The following is a 17698-nucleotide window of genomic DNA, read 5'->3' as shown; positions in this document are numbered from 1 at the left end:
CAGTGGCGTTGCCGGCGTCATCTGGGCCTTCGCCTATCTCAGAACCGTCGAGCCGGACGGCTTCGATCTCGACCGGTCGTTCCAGATCCTGTTCATCATCATCATCGGTGGTCTGGCTTCGATCCGCGGCGCCTTCTTCGGCGCCGCCCTCATCGTGGTCTTTCCACTCGCTCTGTCGCGCCTCGGCGGCTTCCTGCTTGGCGATCTCTTCGACTCGGGCGTGCTCGACATGAGCCAGCGCATCGTGCTGGGCGCGCTCATCATCCTGTTTCTGATCCTTGAACCCGACGGGCTGGCGGCGCTGTGGGACAGGGTCCGAAGACGGCTCCTGTTCGCCTGGCAGTCGACTTGAGCTGATGCATTGAAAATGAATCCAATCCGAAAATGAACAAGGGGCCGAACCCAAGACGGCCCATACCGGGAGTATCTCGACCATGACTTTCCTCAGCACAATCAAGGCGGCGGCGCTGTCCGCGGCGATGATCGTGTCGGTGGCCTTACCGGCCGCGCACGCCGACGAACAGTATTTTCCGCTGCAGAGCTATCGCGTCGGGCCTTATGCGGCCGGCGGCACCGGCTTCTTCGGCGGTTTCATCGACTATCTCAACCTCATCAACATCCGTGACGGCGGCGTCAACGGCGTCAAACTGACTTGGGACGAATGCGAGACCCAGTATGAGGTCGAGCGTGGTGTCGAATGCTATGAGCGGCAGAAGAGCCATGCCGGTGCCGCCGCCTGGAACCCGCTCTCGGTCGGCATCGCCTATGCCATGATCGATCGCATCACCGCCGACAAGGTGCCGCTGATCACCGTCAATCACGGCCGAACCGATTCTACAGATGGGCGCGTTTTCCCCTACGTCTTCCCTCTGCTGCTCAATCCCTACAGTGAGACATCAGGCATCGTGAACTACATCGCCTCCAAGGAAGGCGGCATCGACAGACTGAAGGGCAAGAAGATCGTCGTGCTCTATCACGGGTCGCCCTACGGCAAGGAAACCATCCCGATCTATGAATTGCTGGCGCAGAAATACGGCTTCACCGTGCAGCAGATCGAGGTGCCGCATCCCGGCAACGAGCAGCAGTCGCAGTGGCTGACCATCCGTCGCGCCAAGCCGGATTTCGTCGTCCTGCGCGGCTGGGGCGTGATGAACCCGGTGGCGCTGAAGACGGCGGTCAAGGTCGGCTTCCCCGTCGACCATATCGTCGGCAATGTCTGGTCGAATTCCGAAGAGGACGTGATCCCCGCCGGCGACGCCGCCAAGGGCTACACCGCCATCACCACGCAGGCTTCCGGCAACTCCTACCCGGTGGTGCAGGAGATCGTGAAGACGGTCTATGGCGCCGGCAAGGGTAACCTTGAAGACAAGGCGCGCATCGGCTCGGTCTACCACAATCTCGGCATCGTCAACGGCATCCTCAATGTCGAGGCGATCCGGGTCGCGCAGGAGAAGTTCGGCCATCGCGCGCTGACCGGCGACGAGGTCCGCTGGGGCTTCGAGCATCTCAAGCTCGATCCGGCCAAGGTCGAGGCGCTCGGCGCCAAGGACCTGTTCCACTCGATCAATGTCAGCTGGGACAATCACGAAGGCGAAGGCTACGTGACCTTCCAGCAGTGGGACGGCAGGAAGTGGAACGTCGTCTCCGACTGGATCGCGCCGGACTGGGCGCTGCTGCGGCCGATCATCGAGAAGTCCGCCGAGGCCTACGCCGCCGAGAAGGGCATCAAGCTGCGTACCGCCGACGATGCCAATGCTGTGACCACCAACTGATCAGTCAGTGCCGGGCGTCGCGGACCAAGTTTCCGTGGCGCCCGACCTGTTCGGTTTTTGAACCGCGAAAGAACAGCCTATGCCGAACGATGACGTCATTCTTGCCGTGGACGCGGTCCATGCCACCTACAACCACGCCATCACGGCGCTGCACGGCGTCAGCTTTGAGCTCAGGCGCGGTCAGATCCTGGCGTTGCTCGGAGCCAATGGCGCCGGGAAGACCACGACGCTGAAGGCCGTCTCCAACCTGCTGCCGGCGGAACGTGGCCAGGTCAATGCCGGCACCATCCGCTATGAAGGGTCCGATGTCTCGCGCCGCAAACCGGGTGATCTGGTGCGCGCCGGGCTGGTCCAGGTGCTGGAAGGCCGCCACTGCTTCAAAAGCCTCACCGTCGAGGAGAATCTGATCGCCGGCGGCATCGGCCGCAGCGGGAGCCGCGCCGAGATCAATCAAGACCTCGAGCGGATCTACGGCTATTTCCCGCGCCTCAGGGAGAAGCGCCGGACATTGTCCGGCCTGACCTCCGGCGGTGAACAGCAGATGACCGCCATCGGCCGGGCGCTGATGTCGCGACCGCGTTTGCTGGTTCTCGACGAACCGTCGATGGGACTCGCCCCGCTCATCGTCCAGGACATCTTCCAGAGCTTGAAAAAACTCAACCGTGAGACCGGCCTGTCGATCCTGGTTGCCGAGCAGAACTCGGCAGTCGCGCTCAGATACGCCGACCACGCCACCGTGCTCGAAAACGGCGTTTCCGTGCTCGCTGGCGCTGCCGCCGAACTTCGCCAGCGCGAGGACATCAGAGCCTTCTATCTCGGTCAATCAACCCCCGGGCAACAGGTGTCACCCGCCACCAAGCCCGCCCATCTCCACGCCGTTGCCTGAGCCAAAATCCCAAGGAGCAGTGAAATGACCGTTTCGACCGTCAAAACCGACAAGGCTTCCGCCGCCGTGCCGCCAGTCGCAAGACCGACCGCGCCAGCGCACATCATCAAGGACGATGCGGAGGCGATTGCGATTGCCCACGCGCTCGCCGCCGAATTCGTCAAGGATTCCTCCCGACGCGATCGCGAGCGGATCTGGCCGGTCGCCGAACTCGATGCCTTTTCGCAAAGCGGCCTTTGGTCGATCAATGTACCAAAGGCATTCGGTGGGCCGGAGGTGTCATATGCGACGCTGGCGAAGGTGATCGAGATCATCTCGGCGGCGGATTCCTCGATCGGCCAGGTTGCCCAGAACCATCTCGGCGTTGTAGCCGCCATCCGCACCGTGGCCGACGCGGACCAGCAGAAGCTGCTGTTTGCCGAAGCGTTGAAAGGCACGCGGTTCGGCAACGCCTTTTCCGAGTTCGGCTCCAAGCGCGCCGCCGATTTTGAGACCCGCTTCACCGATGCCGGCGATCATGTGGTTGTCAGCGGCCGCAAATTCTATTCGTCCGGCGCGCTGCTTGCCCACCTGGTGCCGATCGTGGCGCTCGATGACGAGGGCCGCGCCTGGTATGCGATCGCCGACCGCGGCGCACCCGGACTGACCGTCATCGACGACTGGTCGAGCTTTGGCCAGCGCACGACGCTGTCCGGCACCGTCATCATCGACAACGTCAAGTTGCCGAAGACGCATCTGGTACCCGGCTACAAGGGCTACGACAGGCCGACCGCCGACGGCGCCATCTTCCAGATCATCCAGGTGGCGGTCGACACCGGCATCGCCCAGGCGGCGATCGACGAGACCGTCAGCTTCGTCAGGACCAAAAGCCGCGCCTGGATCGACAGCGGCGTCGACAACGCCTGGGACGATCCCTACACCATTCAGGCCATCGGCGACCTGACGCTGCGCCTGCACGCGGCGCAGGCGCTGCTGGAGAAGGCCGGCCTGGCGATCGACCGGGCAGTGGCCGAGCCGACCGCCGACACGGTCGCGCATGCGCAGATCGTCACCGCCGAGGCAAAAATCCTGTCGACCGAGATCGCCATCGCCGCGACCAACAAGCTGTTCGAACTGGCAGGCACACGCTCGACCCTGGCCGAACACAATCTCGACCGGCATTGGCGCAATGCCCGCACGCACACGCTGCACGATCCGGTGCGCTGGAAATATTCGATCCTCGGCAAATATTTCCTCAACGGCGAAAATCCGCCGCTGCACGCCTGGAGCTGATCTCCCACCGGCGGGCGGGACGGCCCGCCACGTCAAACCTTCGACCATCCAAGAGGCTCACTGCCATGTCAAATCCAACAGTCGTCGGCTTTTCCGGCAACATCACCCGGCCGTCAAAGACGCGCGCCTTCGTCGACCTGGTCACCAGGGACATCGCCGCCAGCCACGGCCTGTCTGCGAGCACCTATGATATCGAGGATCTCGGTCCGTCGCTGGGAACGGCGAAATGGGCCCGCGATCTCGACGGCCAGGCGCGCGCGATCCTGGAACAAATCCTCGCCGCCGACGTGCTTGTCGTGGGCTCGCCGACCTACAAGGGCAGCTATACCGGTCTGTTCAAGCATTTCTTCGATCTGATCGATCCGGCAGCGCTGCGGGGGAAGCCCATCGTGTTGACGGCGACCGGCGGTGGCGAGCGCCATGCGCTGATCGTCGAACATCAACTGCGGCCGCTGTTCGGCTTCTTCGAGGCCTTTGCGCTGCCGACCGCCGTCTACGCCACCGACAAGGATTTCACCGACGGCGTACTGCGCTCCGAGGCGATCCTGAAGCGTGTGGCGCAGGCGGTTGACGAGGTCGGCTTCGTGCTGGCCAACCGCTCGGCCGGCAGGATCGCCGCCGAATAGGCTTTGTCACCAGATTGCGATCGAAACAGGCGAGGGCAGCGCCCTCGCTTACCCGCAATTTACGACCGCCCGCTAAAAACGTTCCTGTCTGATTCGTCTGGGACAGGAACGTCATGAGCAAAGCCCTCACATCCTTCGCACTGGTCGCCGTGCTGACCGCCTTGCTCATGGCGTTGAGCCTGGCTGTGGCCAGGCACGGCTATCCCTATGGCGCGATCGGCGTCAGGCGCCTTGACGGCATTGCCGACGCCGGCGTGTTCATCCCGATTGCCGCTGTCTATTTCTTCAGCGCGATGCTGATGATGATCCTGCCGATCAGGGCGGCCGGCATCGTCCTGACCCATGCCGCCGACGCCCTTTTCTGGACCGTGATCGCGCTGTTTGCGACCATCGTCGGCTGTCTGGTCGCCAGATGGGCGTTTGGGCAGGGCAGCGCCGTGTGGGCGCTGCTGAACTGGCGGTTCCTGTTTGCCGCGGCGGTCGTCGGTTGTCACTTCGTCATGAACGAGCTGCGCCGCAACGTGCTGCTGCGCAGCCTGTTCTTCGTGGTCTTTGCCGCCGCAACGCTGGCCTGCCTGTTCGGGTCGTTCACGCTCTGACCGGATCGCACTGCCGTCGGCTAGTCGGTTGATCCGGTCGCGATGTTGCTGGCGGCCGTTTCCATCCATGTCCAGAGATAAGTGGCAAGACCGCGGTCGACATGGATGCGCAGCTTGCCGTCAAGACGATAGACGACGGCGCTGATGCCGGCGAAGGAAAGTGCTGCACTGGCACTTGGCTTCGCGGGATCGAGCGTCGTTCCACGCGCGATGAAAGCGTCGAGCGCCATGCCCTCGGCCTCGAATATTTGCAACCCAGCGCTGATCGCCGTCACCGCGAACCCGTCTGCATGCCAGCCCGTGGCGATGGCGAGCGGGCTCTTCGATACGACGAGCAACCGGTCGCGCGCCAGCCGCGCCGCGTAGCGGTCGCCCTGTGCGATACCAAAGGCACCCACGCCAGTCCCGCCGATGCTGGAAGCCCGTGTCCACGCGTCGAGGTCGCCGCTGACCATCAACTGGTTGAGGTCGAGGACGGCTCGTATCGCAAGATCCGGCGTGGCGATGACTGCGCTCTGCCAGTCCGGAGTAATGGACCATTTTTCCGCGAGATCACGCATGCAGCCGGTCTCCTGCCGGGTCGAAGGCGCAAGGGGCGGTAATCGTCGCCTTGCTGATCTTGCCGAGATGCTGGATGTCTATCGTCTCGCCATGCCGCGTCGCACCGCGCTCGATCAGGCCAAGCGCAACCGGGCGGCCGAGCGTCGGGCTGTGGTAGCTCGAGGTGACAAAGCCTTGGCTGCGCAATCTGCCGTCGCTCCGTTTGATGCCATGCGCTCCGGTCGGCAGCGGCGCTTCGCCTTGCGGCACCGCCAATCCGACAAGCTGCATGCGGTTGTCACGCGAGGCCTCTTCGGTGAACAGCGAGCGGCGGCCGACGAACTCGGTCTGGCGCTTGACGCGCGGGCCGTCGACGCCGAGATCGTGCGGCAGGGTGGTGCCGTCAGTGTCCTTGCCAATGACGATAAAGCCTTTCTCGGCGCGCAGGATCATCAGCGCCTCCAGGCCGATGACGACGGCGTCGAACGCCTGGCCCGCCTTGCGCAGATGCGCCCATAACGGCTCGGCGCGATCGGCCCGGATCGAAATCTCGTAGCTCCTGTCGCCGGTGAAGCTGACGCGGGCAATGCGGACTTCGTTGCCGGCGTAGGTGCCATGACCGATGGCCATATGCGGAAGATCGGCGTCGCCGAGCGAGAGACCGAGATCCAGCGCTTCGAGCAGTTTTCGGGCGTTCGGTCCTGAAACTGTCAACGTTGCCATGTCCGATGTGGCGTTGTGAATATAGATCGCGCCGCGTCCGAAGCGGTCCTGTCGCCATTCCTCCAGCCGGGCGTGAACGGCAGCGACATGCGAGGACGAGCACGAGACGACAAAGCGATGCTCGCCCAGCCGCACCAGAACGCCGTCATCAAAGACCACGCCGTTCTCCGACAGCATGAAGCCGTAGCGGCAGCGGCCCGGCTTCAGCGTCGACATGGTGTTGTAGTACAGAAAATCCACGAATGCGGCCGCCTGCGGCCCGATCACCTCGATCTTGCCGAGTGTCGAACCGTCGAACAGCGCGACCGACTGGCGCGCGCGCCGTGCTTCGTCCGCGATCGAACGCTCCGCGTCAGCGCTGCCGCCATAATGGGCAGGGCGCAGCCAGCCGCCATATTCCTGGAAGACAGCGCCATTGGCGCGATGGACGTTTTCGAGCGGCAGCCGGCGCACCGGCGCCATCAACTCGCCGCCGCGCGCGCCGGCAAAGCTTGCCAGCGGCACCGGGGTGAATGGCGGACGATAGGTGGTGGTGCCGACCTCCGGCACCGTACGCCCGGTGATACCGGCCATCAGCGCCAGGCCGGGCAGGTTGGAGGTCTTGCCCTGGTCGGTTGCCATGCCGAGCGTGGTGTAGCGCTTCAGATGTTCGACCGAGACGAAGTTTTCGCGCGCTGCCAGTTCGACGTCCTTCACCGTCACGTCGTTCTGGTAATCGATCCAGATACGGCCTTTCGAGCCCGGAATCGGCCATGCCGGGAGAATGCCTCCCGTCGCCTCCGGTCCGGTGCTGCGCGGTAGGGGAGCCTTCGTCTGGCCGAGGGGTGCAAAGGCGGGGCCGGCGCCAGCAAACACCTCCGACAAGGAGACCGCGCCGGCTGCGGCGCCGATCACGGCGATGCCGTCGACCGGATCGCTTGGCAGGAAGGCGGCGCGCGCATCGCTCCAGGCGAGCTTGCCCTTGGCCTGGCCGAAGAGATGGATGGTCGGCGTCCACCCGCCGGAGACCAGGACGCAATCGGCATCGAACCTCGTGCCGTCGTCGAGCGTCACGCCGTCGACGCGCAGCTTGCCGCTGGCGGATGCGAGAGAACGCCCTTTGATCAACCGGGCATTGGCCGGCGCGGCAGGCGTGCCGTTGCGCCGGATGTCGACAAGCCTGACTTCGGCGCCGGCCTCGGCAAGCGCCCCCGCCACCTCATAGGCGCTGTCATTGTTGGTGGCGACGACGATGCGGCGGCCGACCAGCACAGCGTGGCGCCGGAGATAGGCGAACGCCGCATCCGCCGACATGATGCCCGGCAGATCGTTGTTGGCGAAAGGCAGCGGCCGCTCGATGGCGCCGGTCGCCAGCACGATCTGGCGCGGCCTGACCCGCCACAGCGTATCCGGCCGGCCGTCGAAATGGCGCTGATTCAGACCGACCAGATTGTGGTCGTAGATGCCGAAGGCGGTGGTCGAAGGCAGGATGAGGTGACCGCCAGCGACAAGCTCGGCAATCGTCTCCTTGACCCATACGGCCGCCGGCTTGCCGTCGATCTCCGCGGCACGATGGCCAAGCGATCCGCCGGGGCTCTGCTGGTCGTCTATCAATGTGACAGTCAGGCCAGCACCAGACGCCAGCCTTGCCGCTGCCAGCCCGGCCGGTCCCGCGCCTACAACCAGCACATCGCAATGATGGTTGATCTGGTCGGCCATGCCGGGCGAGGTCCAGTCGGCATCGACCGTGCCCAGCCCCGCCATGGCGCGGATGCGCGGCTCGAACCTGTGCCAGTCCGGCCACATGAAGGTCTTGTAGTAGAACGCGGCCGGGATGAAGCGCGCAAAACGGTCCAGGAAGGCGTGGCGGTCGGCCAGTGCGCTGGGCGTGGCATTGACGCTTTTCGCCACCAGTCCGTCGCGCGCCGGCTCGGTCGTGGCGCGCGTGTTGGGCGTCGCCCACAAGCCGCCGATATCGACCAGCGCGTTGGGCTCCTCGACGCCGGCGCCCCATATGCCGCGCGGCCGGTGGTATTTGAAGCTGCGGCCGACGACCGCGACGTCACCCGCCAGCAGCGCCGAGGCGATGGTGTCGCCGGCAAAGCCCTGCACGATGGTTCCGTCGAAGCTGAAGCGGATCGGGCGCGAGCGGTCGATGGCGCTGCCGCCGGTGGCAAGACGTGAGGCGGTCACGCGGCATGCTCCCCGTCGAGAGCGGCCGAAGACAGCACCTTGTGGGTGACGGTGTCCCGCTCCATGACGAAGAACTCGCCGCAAATCATGTGGACCCAGATCTCGCGCGCCGTGCCTTTCGGGTTGCCGCGCAGATAGAGGTAGCCAGCCCAGCGATCGGTCGGCACGTCGATGCCATCCGGCCTGACATTGCCGGCATCGCCGCCATAGTGGAATTCGGTTTCGTCGCGCGGGCCGCAGAATGGGCAAGGAAAGAGCTGCATGGCAAACCTCTAATGCGCGATGCCGGAGCCGGCCGCTTCGTCGATCAGCCGGCCGGTGGCGAAGCGATCGAGATCGAAGGGGCGGCTGATGTCGTTGTGTTTGCCTGACGCTAGCAATTGCGCCAGCAGCGTGCCGCCGGCGGGAATGGCCTTGAAGCCGCCCGTGCCCCAGCCGCAATTGAGGAACAGGCCGGGCAGCGGCGAGGGGCCGATGATCGGCGAGGAATCCGGCACCACGTCGACGATACCTGCCCATTGCCGCATCAGCTTGAGCTGGCCAAAGATCGGGAACATCTCCAGCACGCCGGCAATCACCGCCTCCAGCGTCGGCAAATTGCCGCGCTGCGCATAGGAAGGAATGCGGTCGAGGCCGCCGCCGATGACGATCTCGCCCTTGTCCGACTGGCTGACATAGACGCCGCAGCCGGGCGACAGCACCACCGTGTCGAGGATCGGCTTGACCGGTTCGGACACGCAGGCTTGCAGCGCATAGGAATTGATCGGAAGCCGGAAGCCGGCCTTGGCCGCCAGCACCGAGGAATGCCCGGCCACCGCCATTCCGATACGCTCGGCACGGATCGCGCCCCGCGAAGTCTGGACGCCGCGGCAGCGGCCGCCCTCGACGATGAAATCGGTGATCTCGCAGTTCTGGATGATATCGACGCCGAGCCGGCTCGCCGCCCGCGCGTAGCCCCAGGCGACGGCGTCATGGCGCGCCGTACCGGCCCTGCCTTGCCAGATGCCGCCGAACACCGGGAAGCGCGCATCGGCTGAGAAATTATAGATCGGCGCCACCCGGCGCACATCGTCAGGTGAAAACAGCTCGGCATCGATGCCGTTGATCTGCATGGCGTTGACGGTGCGCGCCCCGATCTCCATCTCGGCAGTCGAGTGGCACAGATTGACCATGCCGCGCTGCGACAGCATGACGTTGTAGTTCAGGTCTTTCGACAATCCCTCATAGAGCTGGTGCGCCAGCCCGTAGAGTTCGACACTTTCGGGATAATAGTAGTTGGAGCGTACCACAGTGGTGTTGCGCCCTGTGTTGCCGCCGCCGATCCAGCCTTTTTCCAGCACGGCCACCCTGGTGATATTGTGATTCTTTGCCAGGTAATAGGCCGTCGCCAGCCCATGGCCGCCGCCGCCGATGACGATGGCGTCGTAGGACGGCTTCGGCTCGGGCGATCGCCAGGCCGGTTGCCAGCCGGTCTGGCCAGCCAGGCCCTCCTTGAACAGCGACAGGGCGGAATAGCGTGTGGTCATGACGTGCCGGACAGGCCTGATGTTCGGAAAGAAATGTGGATCATCGAATGGTCTTTCGCACCGACGTCATCGGTTCGATCGGTCATGCCCGCATCGCCTTGCCCAGTGGATCATATGGCGACGAAGCGATGACGCGCGCATCTCTTTCGACGCCGACGATGTGGGTTGTCAACGGCGTATCGATATCGGCCGCTTCGCGCTCGACCAGCGCCATGGCGAGGCTCTTGCCGACCGTATGGCCATAGCCGCCGGAGGTGACGAAGCCGGCCAGCCTGCCTCTGTTCCAGACCGGCTCGTAGCCGCTGGCATCGGCATCCGCCGCGTCGATTTCGAGCGTCACCAGCGTGCGCCTCGATGGAGCCTTCTGCTCTTTCAGGGCCGCCTCGCGGCCGATGAAATCGCCCTTGTCGAAGGCGACCCAGCGGTCCATGCCGGTCTCATCAGGCGTATAGTCCTGCGTGAATTCGCGCGACCAGATGCCAAAGCTCTTTTCGAGCCGCAGCGAATTGACCGCGCTGAAGCCGTATTCGGTGACTCCCAGATCGCTGCCTGCGGCAAGTAGCGCGCGGCGCAGGCCCATGTGCTCATTGGCCCGGCAATGAATCTCGTAGCCGAGTTCGCCGATGACCGACAGTCGTCCGACCTTCGCCCGCACCAGTCCGACATCGAACGTCCTGCAGGCGAGAAAGCCGAACGCCTGGTGCGAAACGTCCTGATGTGTGAGGCGCTCAAGTAGCATTCGCGCATTGGGACCGGCGAGCGAGAAACCAACGACGGCGTCCGAAATGTCGCGAACGGTGACGCCATCGCTCATATGTTGCTCGAACCAGCGCATATGCCACTGGCGCAGATAGTAGGATCCCATGATCCACCAGGAGCCATCACCCCAATTGAAGACGGTGAGGTCGCCCTTGAGCTTGCCGTTTTCACCCAGCATCGGCGCGAGTTTTGCGCGACCCGGCCTGGGCAGCGCACAGGCGAGCAGCCGGTCGAGCCAGGCTTCGGCCTGCGGCCCGATGATCTCGTAGCGCGAGAAGGCTGATATATCGAGCAGGCCGACACCTTCGCGCACTTTGCGGCATTCCTGTGCGACAATGTCGAAGGCGTTGGAGCGCTTCAGCGTCGGTGTCTCGACGAAGCCTTGCGGCGCGAAATAGAGCGGCACTTCCATGCCCCATGAATTGCCCCAGCGCGCGCCCGCGGCCTCCATCGCGTCATGCGCCCCGGCCGTCTTCAAGGGCCGTCCCGCCGGCAACTGCTCGTTGGGATAGCTCATGACAAAGCGGCGCGAATAGAACTGCCCGGTGGTCTGCCTGATGTATTCGCGGTTGGAGGCGAAGTCGCCATAGCGGGCGATGTCCATGCCGTAGACATCGGCTTCCGGCTCGCCATGGATCATCCATTCGGCCAGCGACTTGCCGACGCCGCCGCCTTGCAGGAAACCGGCCATGACGCCGCACGCCACCCAGTAATTGGGCACGCCGCGCACCGGGCCGACCAGCGGATTGCCATCCGGCGAGAAGGTGAAGGCCCCGTTCACCCAGCGTTTGATGCCGGCTGTCTCCAGGCAGGGGTAACGGCTGAAGCCGAGCGCCAGTTCGTCGGCTATGCGGTCGGTGTCTTCCTGGATCAATTCGATGCCGTAGTCCCACGGCGCCCCATCCATGTTCCAGTGCTTGTGGTTGATCTCGTATATGCCGAGCAATAGACCCTTCTGCTCCTGGCGCATGTAGGTGAAACCTTCGAGATCGACGATCAGCGGCAATTCCTTGTCCAGCGCCTGGATTTCGGGCAATGCCTCGGTGACGAGATAATGGTGCTCCATTGGCGATACCGGCAGGTCGATGCCGGCCATCCTGCCGACCTGCTTGGCCCACAGTCCGCCGGCATTGACGACGTGCTCGGCAATCACCGTGCCCTTCTCGGTGACCACGTCCCAACCGCCATCGGCGCGGCGGTTGAGATCCAGCACCCGGTTGTGCTCGATGATGTCGGCGCCGCGCAGCCTGGCTGCCTTGGCATAGGCGTGCACGACGCCCGAGGGATCGATATGGCCCTCGCGCGCGGCATAGAGGCCTCCCAGCATGCCGTCGGTGTTGAGGATCGGGCAGCGCTGCTTGATCTCATCGACACCGACCAGGTGGACATCGTCGATGCCCATGGTCTGGAAGATGCGGTAGGAGGCCTTGAGCCATTCCCAGCGCTCCGGCGCCGAGGCGACCGAGATGCCGCCGGTCATGTGCATGCCGATGCTCTGGCCCGATTCCTTCTCGACTTCGGAGAGCAGGTCGATCGTGTAGGCCTGCAGGGCGGCGATGTTGGGATCGGCGTTCAGCGCATGGAACCCGCCGGCCGCATGCCAGCTCGATCCCGCTGTCAGTACCTCGCGTTCGATCAGCGCGACGTCGTTCCAGCCGAACTTCGCCAAGTGATAGAGCACCGAGGCTCCAACCACGCCGCCGCCGATGACGATCGCCCTGTATTGGGATTTCATCCTGTCGCACTCCACCCATTCAGTGGGGCGAACCCTATCGGTATTGTACATATGTGTCTAGAGCTTGGAAAGGCGATGGAATGAGCGGCCCATGACTCCGCTCTGCGCCGATGCAGCAGAAGGGCTCCTCTGCTGCTGTCGGCAGCAAACGTGCTTGCTATTGGGATGCGCTAAGCGAAATCGTCAGGCCGCGGCGGCCGAGCGGGCCTTACTTATCGGTTGCGCGAAAGCGTCTTCTCGACATAGCGCGAGAAGTCTTCGACATCCTCCGCCGGAGGCTCCTGGCCGGTGAAGCTGCGCAGATAGCCGGCGACGTGAGGCAGGCGGCTGCTCATCGGCTCGTTGAGCTCAAGCGAGTAATAGCCGATCTGCATGAAGTACAGCACGCGGGCTCGCACGAACGCGTCTTCTTCCTCATAGCCGTGGCGCATGAACATGTCGCGGATGGCGTTGACACGCTCCTCGTCGGCCTCGTCGAGGGCGCGCCGGATGGCGGGCGAGCGGCGGGCCCAGGCCCTGATCGCGAAATCCAGCTGTGGATCGAACAGCCTTTCGTCCACCCAGCATTCGAAAATGCTCATCACCCCGCGAATGACGGTGGCGGATGGCCGCCTGGCGCGTTCGACGATGAATTTGGTGTTGGTCTGCCGCCAGTAATCCAGCAGCTGGTCGAGCAGATCCTGCCGGCTCTTGAAATACCAGTAGAAGCTGGAGCGCGACACATCGAGCTTCTGTCCAAGTGTCAGCACGCGGACGCGTTCGACACCGTCAGAGATCAATGTTTCGAGCGCAAGTTTCAGCCAGTCTTCGCGAGTGGCCTTGATGTTGCCGGTGGCGCCGGCGCGCTGAATCGTCGTTTCGAGAGCTGCCATCGGCACGACGCATGACATGCTGCCTCAGGCAAATCAAGGCTATGGACAGAAGTGTATAGAGGAAATCGGCCCAAGCCGGACGACGCACCATGGATGTTGGCCGCATCGAAGCTCGATGAGGCAATGTCGTCACCCGCCATCCGCGCGGCGCAAGCGGGGGGATTTTTGTCGCGGCTGCTGGTTCACTGTTTGCTTTCCCGCGAGGCAATTGTCTGGCAAATACCAGTTCAGACAGATGCCCGCGCGGCCAACAAGCAGGAACACACGATATGACGCTGTTTCGAAAGAACCTCATCGATGGCGAATGGGTCGGCGAGGCCGGTTCGCGCAACATCAACCCCTCGGATACCGGTGACATCGTCGGCGATTATGCCTCGGCGGGTGTCGAACAGGCCAAGCAGGCGATCGCCGCGGCCAAGGCAGCGTTCCCGGCTTGGTCCCGTTCCGGTCCGCTGGCGCGTCACGCGGTGCTGAAAAAGGCCTCCGACGAGATTCTGGCGCGCAAGGACGAGATTGGCCGCAATCTCGCGCGTGAGGAAGGCAAGACGCTGGCCGAAGGCATCGGCGAGACCATTCGCGCCGCCCAGATATTCGATTTCTTTGCCGGCGAAACGTTGCGTTTGACCGGAGAGGTCGTGCCGAGCGTGCGACCGGGCGTCGGCGTCGAGATGACGCGCGAGGCGGTCGGCGTGGTCGGCATCATCACGCCGTGGAATTTTCCGATCGCCATTCCGGCCTGGAAGATCGCCCCGGCGTTAACCCACGGCAACACTGTCGTCTTCAAGCCGGCGGAGCTGGTTCCCGAGAGCGCCTGGACCATCGTCGATATCCTGCATCGCGCCGGCCTGCCAAAGGGCGTGCTCAATCTGGTCATGGGCAAGGGCTCGGTCGTCGGCCAGGCGATGCTCGACAGTCCCGACGTCAACGCCATCAGCTTCACCGGCTCGGTCGGTACCGGCAAGCGCGTTGCCGCGGCAAGCATCGAACACATGCGCAAGTTCCAGCTTGAAATGGGCGGCAAGAACCCTCTGGTCGTGCTCGACGATGCCGATCTTGCGATCGCCGTCGATTGCGCGCTCAATGGCGCCTTCTTCTCGACCGGCCAGCGCTGCACTGCGTCATCCAGGCTGATTGTGGCTGACGGCATTCACGACCGTTTCGTCGATGCCCTCAAGGACCGCATGAGCAAACTGGTCATCGGCGATGCGCTCGACGCGCAGACCCAGATCGGTCCTGTCGTCGACGCGACGCAGCTGAAGCAGGACGAGGACTATATCGCCATCGGCGTCAGGGAAGGTGCCACGCTCGCCTTCGGCGGCGAGCGGCTCGACCGCAAGACGCCAGGCTTCTATCTGCAGCCGGCATTGCTCACCGAGGCCACCAATGCCATGCGCAGTTCGCGCGAGGAGATTTTCGGACCTGTCGCCAGCGTCATTCGCGTCAAGGACTATGACGAGGCGCTTTCCGTCGCCAACGACACGCCCTTCGGCTTGACCTCCGGCATCTGCACCTCGAGCCTCAAGCATGCCACGCACTTCAAGCGCAATTCGGAGGCCGGAATGGTGATGGTCAACCTGCCGACGGCGGGTGTCGATTTCCATGTTCCCTTCGGCGGCCGCAAGGGCTCGAGCTATGGGCCGCGCGAGCAGGGCCACTATGCGGCGGAGTTCTACACCACGGTGAAGACGGCCTATACGTTCGCAGGCTGATCGGCCGTCGACTGATCAGCCTGACTGATCGGTCACTGCCGACCATGCCGGCAACACCGCCATGCACATCTGGATTGGAGCGGCGCGAAAGGATGACAGCGCAAGATCTGACATGGCTTAACCCGCCGCCGCACCACGCCATCGAGGGCGATAGCGTTCGTGTGCGCACCGGCAAGGAGACCGATTTCTGGCGCGAGACCTTCTACGGTTTCTGGCGCGACAACGGCCACTTCCTGCACCGGCCTGTCGAGGGCGATTTCAGCGCCGAAGTCACGGTCAAGGGCGACTACGAGGTCCTCTATGATCAGGCCGGGCTGATGGTCCGGCTCAGCGAAACGCACTGGATCAAGGCCGGTATCGAGTACACCGACGGCCTTGCCTATTTCTCCGTCGTCGTCACCAACGACACGTCAGACTGGTCGCTGGTCGCCATTCATGCCGATCCGAACGGCGTCAGGATCCGGTTGACCCGTCACGCCGAGGCGATCCGCGTCCAGTACCTCGACGCTTCCGACAGCCACTGGAAGCCTGTGCGGCTTGCCTATTTCCCGACCTCGAAGACGGTCGACATCGGCATGATGTGCTGTTCGCCGCAACGCGAAGGCTTTGAGGTAACGTTCTCGGATTTCTCCCTCGGTCCGCCGATATCGCGGGAATTGCACGATTGAGACGTGCGGTCTTGCGCTGAACCGCAAGCACTTCGACCTTTGCCACAATCCGCCGTGTGCCTCCGGCCGAGCCGGGGGGTTGGCCGCGGCACTGCAGCCGGCGAGATCGTCAGCCAGTTGCGATGCCGCCAGACGGTTCGAAATTTTTGGCCCCTGGTTCGGCTCAAGGCGGTGCAAGGCAGGACGTTGCAACGCTATTGGCATCCGCGCTAGGAGTTGCCGATGGGCAGGTTTCGAAGGGCTGTCAAAAGAGCCGTCTACTCCAGGGCGCTAAGGTTTCTTGGCGTTCCGCCCGTGCTGTGGTCGCAGGGCATCGGGCATTTCTGCGATTTCGCCGGGCCGCGCTGGTATCGCAACGCGCCAACTGCATCTACGCAGAGCGAGGCATTTTTCCGCCAACATTACAGCGGCGCGCATGGCATCGTCTGGCTGCGCCTGAGCACCTTGTCCAGGGATGCGCAAACCTGCGACCTCGACACGTTTGTCAGGATCGTGCTGCCGACGATTACGGCACCATTCACGCTGCTGACGACCGATGGGGATGCTTCGGTGCCGTCGGATTTGGCGAAGGACACCGTCGACCAGCTTCTCGCCAACCCTTTCCTGGTCTCCTGGTACAGCCAGAATTGTGATGGCACTCACCCCAGGGTGAAGCCTTTCCCGATCGGGCTCGATCTTCACACGCCTAGGTCTCTTGCCACGCCGGCAGGGCTTGTGAAGCAACTGGAAATCATACGCGCCCGGCAGGATCATGTGGACCGCCGTCCGCCCAGGCTGTTCTCGGATTTCAGCATCAGCAATGGCTCGAGGCAGCGCCGGGAACTGCTTGATGCCCTGGGCGGATGTCCGCACGTCGATTTCCTGACGAAACGCGTCTCGCAGCGCTCGATCTGGCAACTGTACTCGCAATACCCGCTCGTGCTGTCCACCGAAGGCAACGGCCTGGACTGCCATAGGACATGGGAGCTGTTTTATCTCGGCTGCATCGTCGTCACCAGGACCTCGCCGCTCGACCCGCTCTACCAGGGCCTGCCTGTCATTATCGTCGACGACTGGCATGAGGTGAGGGACCCCGATGCGCCGAGACGCTGGATAGAGCAGGTCGCGCATCTGACCGACCGGGACCATGTTTGGCGACGCTTGCATCCGCAAACCTATCTCGGCCCCATTCGGCAAGAGCTTCAGCACGCATCCCGATAGGGCAGGCCACGAAATTCCGGTTGGACGCGGTGCGAAGCGGAGCTCCTGCAAGCGATGTGGAGCGACGTCGCTCCTCCATATCTGGTGGAGGGAGGGATCATGTGCCAGCCTCGTCCAGCCCCAGCCCGCCGCGGACGGCATTGCGGATGGCTTCTGGGCCGAACCTTGCCCAAACCGCTTGATGCGCGCGGATGCGCTGCCGTGCCCTGCGGTCCGCGTCCAGGCAAAGTCCGACAGCCGTCTCGGCAAGTCCTTCATCGGTATCCGACAGCAGCAGTTCCTCCCCGTCGACCAGGTCCAGGCCCTCGGCCGCCAGAGGCGTGGCGATCACCGGCACGCCCCACGCCATCGCCTCCAGAATCTTGATGCGGGTGCCGCCGCCTGCCGCAAGCGGGATGATGGTGAGATGCGCTCTCGACAGAAGCGGCGCCATGTCTCCGGGGTCTTCGACGATCTCCACGCCAGGCAATCCTGCCAGCGCTTGCACGGCCGTTGTCGGGTTGCGCCCGGCGAGAATCAGTGTCGCGGTCGGCAAGGCCAGTCGGATGCGCGGAAGTATGGAGCCGGCTAACCTCTGGACGGCATCGACGTTTGGCGGATAGCCGAGATGGCCGACGAGCAGGATCACCGGAAAGCTTT

The 17698-nt window shown here is 63.8% G+C and carries 15 protein-coding genes and 1 pseudogene; 9 read left to right on the top strand and 7 right to left on the bottom strand.

What is annotated here, in order from left to right:
- The 6 genes and pseudogenes from EN964_RS05600 to EN964_RS05575 form a co-directional block, all read left to right on the top strand.
- Window positions 1-352 (top strand): annotated as a pseudogene (locus tag EN964_RS05600) (branched-chain amino acid ABC transporter permease); the annotation flags it as partial.
- Window positions 353-434: 82 nt separating this feature from the next.
- On the top strand, window positions 435-1772 hold the full coding sequence (locus tag EN964_RS05595; protein ID WP_127269594.1) for an ABC transporter substrate-binding protein: 1338 nt from the start codon (window positions 435-437) through the stop codon (window positions 1770-1772).
- Window positions 1773-1851: 79 nt separating this feature from the next.
- Complete coding sequence (locus EN964_RS05590; RefSeq protein WP_127269595.1) at window positions 1852-2658, top strand: ABC transporter ATP-binding protein; 807 nt, start codon at window positions 1852-1854, stop codon at window positions 2656-2658.
- A gap of 24 nt (window positions 2659-2682) precedes the next feature.
- Window positions 2683-3930, top strand: a complete 1248-nt coding sequence (locus EN964_RS05585) for an SfnB family sulfur acquisition oxidoreductase (RefSeq protein WP_127269596.1) — start codon at window positions 2683-2685, stop codon at window positions 3928-3930.
- A gap of 65 nt (window positions 3931-3995) precedes the next feature.
- Entirely contained in the window at window positions 3996-4556 is a 561-nt protein-coding gene (gene msuE, locus EN964_RS05580; RefSeq protein WP_127271915.1) for an FMN reductase, read from the top strand.
- A 113-nt stretch (window positions 4557-4669) separates the two neighbouring features.
- Window positions 4670-5155 (top strand): hypothetical protein, encoded by a 486-nt coding sequence (locus tag EN964_RS05575; protein WP_127271656.1) that lies wholly within the window; start codon window positions 4670-4672, stop codon window positions 5153-5155.
- A gap of 20 nt (window positions 5156-5175) precedes the next feature.
- Here EN964_RS05575 and EN964_RS05570 read toward each other — a convergent pair whose 3' ends face one another.
- From EN964_RS05570 to EN964_RS05545, 6 genes are all read right to left on the bottom strand, one after another.
- The gene (locus EN964_RS05570) at window positions 5176-5715 is read right to left on the bottom strand and encodes a hypothetical protein (RefSeq protein ID WP_127271658.1); all 540 of its coding nucleotides are present in this window, start codon (window positions 5713-5715) and stop codon (window positions 5176-5178) included.
- Complete coding sequence (locus EN964_RS05565) at window positions 5708-8590, bottom strand: sarcosine oxidase subunit alpha family protein (RefSeq protein ID WP_127272030.1); 2883 nt, start codon at window positions 8588-8590, stop codon at window positions 5708-5710. Before EN964_RS05565 ends, EN964_RS05570 begins: the two co-directional genes overlap by 8 nt.
- A complete protein-coding gene (locus tag EN964_RS05560; RefSeq protein WP_127272032.1) occupies window positions 8587-8853 on the bottom strand; it encodes a sarcosine oxidase subunit delta in 267 nt (88 codons plus the stop codon). Before EN964_RS05560 ends, EN964_RS05565 begins: the two co-directional genes overlap by 4 nt.
- Window positions 8854-8862: 9 nt before the next feature.
- The gene (locus EN964_RS05555; RefSeq protein WP_127266942.1) at window positions 8863-10116 is read right to left on the bottom strand and encodes a sarcosine oxidase subunit beta; all 1254 of its coding nucleotides are present in this window, start codon (window positions 10114-10116) and stop codon (window positions 8863-8865) included.
- 82 nt (window positions 10117-10198) lie between these two features.
- Window positions 10199-12610, bottom strand: a complete 2412-nt coding sequence (locus EN964_RS05550) for an FAD-dependent oxidoreductase (protein ID WP_127266941.1) — start codon at window positions 12608-12610, stop codon at window positions 10199-10201.
- A 212-nt stretch (window positions 12611-12822) separates the two neighbouring features.
- Window positions 12823-13482, bottom strand: coding sequence for a TetR/AcrR family transcriptional regulator (locus EN964_RS05545; protein WP_164748900.1), 660 nt, complete (start codon window positions 13480-13482; stop codon window positions 12823-12825).
- A 269-nt stretch (window positions 13483-13751) separates the two neighbouring features.
- On the opposite strand from EN964_RS05545, the gene EN964_RS05540 reads away from it, so the two are divergent.
- The 3 genes from EN964_RS05540 (at window position 13752) to EN964_RS05530 (ending at window position 17059) form a co-directional block, all read left to right on the top strand.
- Window positions 13752-15191, top strand: coding sequence for an aldehyde dehydrogenase family protein (locus EN964_RS05540; RefSeq protein ID WP_127266939.1), 1440 nt, complete (start codon window positions 13752-13754; stop codon window positions 15189-15191).
- Between the two features lie 92 nt (window positions 15192-15283).
- The gene (locus EN964_RS05535) at window positions 15284-15859 is read left to right on the top strand and encodes a DUF1349 domain-containing protein (RefSeq protein WP_127266938.1); all 576 of its coding nucleotides are present in this window, start codon (window positions 15284-15286) and stop codon (window positions 15857-15859) included.
- Window positions 15860-16153: 294 nt separating this feature from the next.
- Entirely contained in the window at window positions 16154-17059 is a 906-nt protein-coding gene (locus EN964_RS05530) for a hypothetical protein (RefSeq protein WP_245456861.1), read from the top strand.
- Between the two features lie 97 nt (window positions 17060-17156).
- Here the strand turns inward: EN964_RS05530 and EN964_RS05525 are convergent.
- Window positions 17157-17698 (bottom strand): glycosyltransferase family 4 protein (locus tag EN964_RS05525; protein ID WP_127276232.1); only part of this gene is annotated, 542 nt, incomplete at its 5' end.

The organism is Mesorhizobium sp. M7A.F.Ca.CA.001.10.2.1 (assembly GCF_003998575.1).
In the GTDB taxonomy this organism is placed as follows: Bacteria; Pseudomonadota; Alphaproteobacteria; order Rhizobiales; family Rhizobiaceae; genus Mesorhizobium.
Note: the sequence above shows the minus strand (reverse complement) of the source record. Positions and strands in the feature narration are given on the sequence as shown.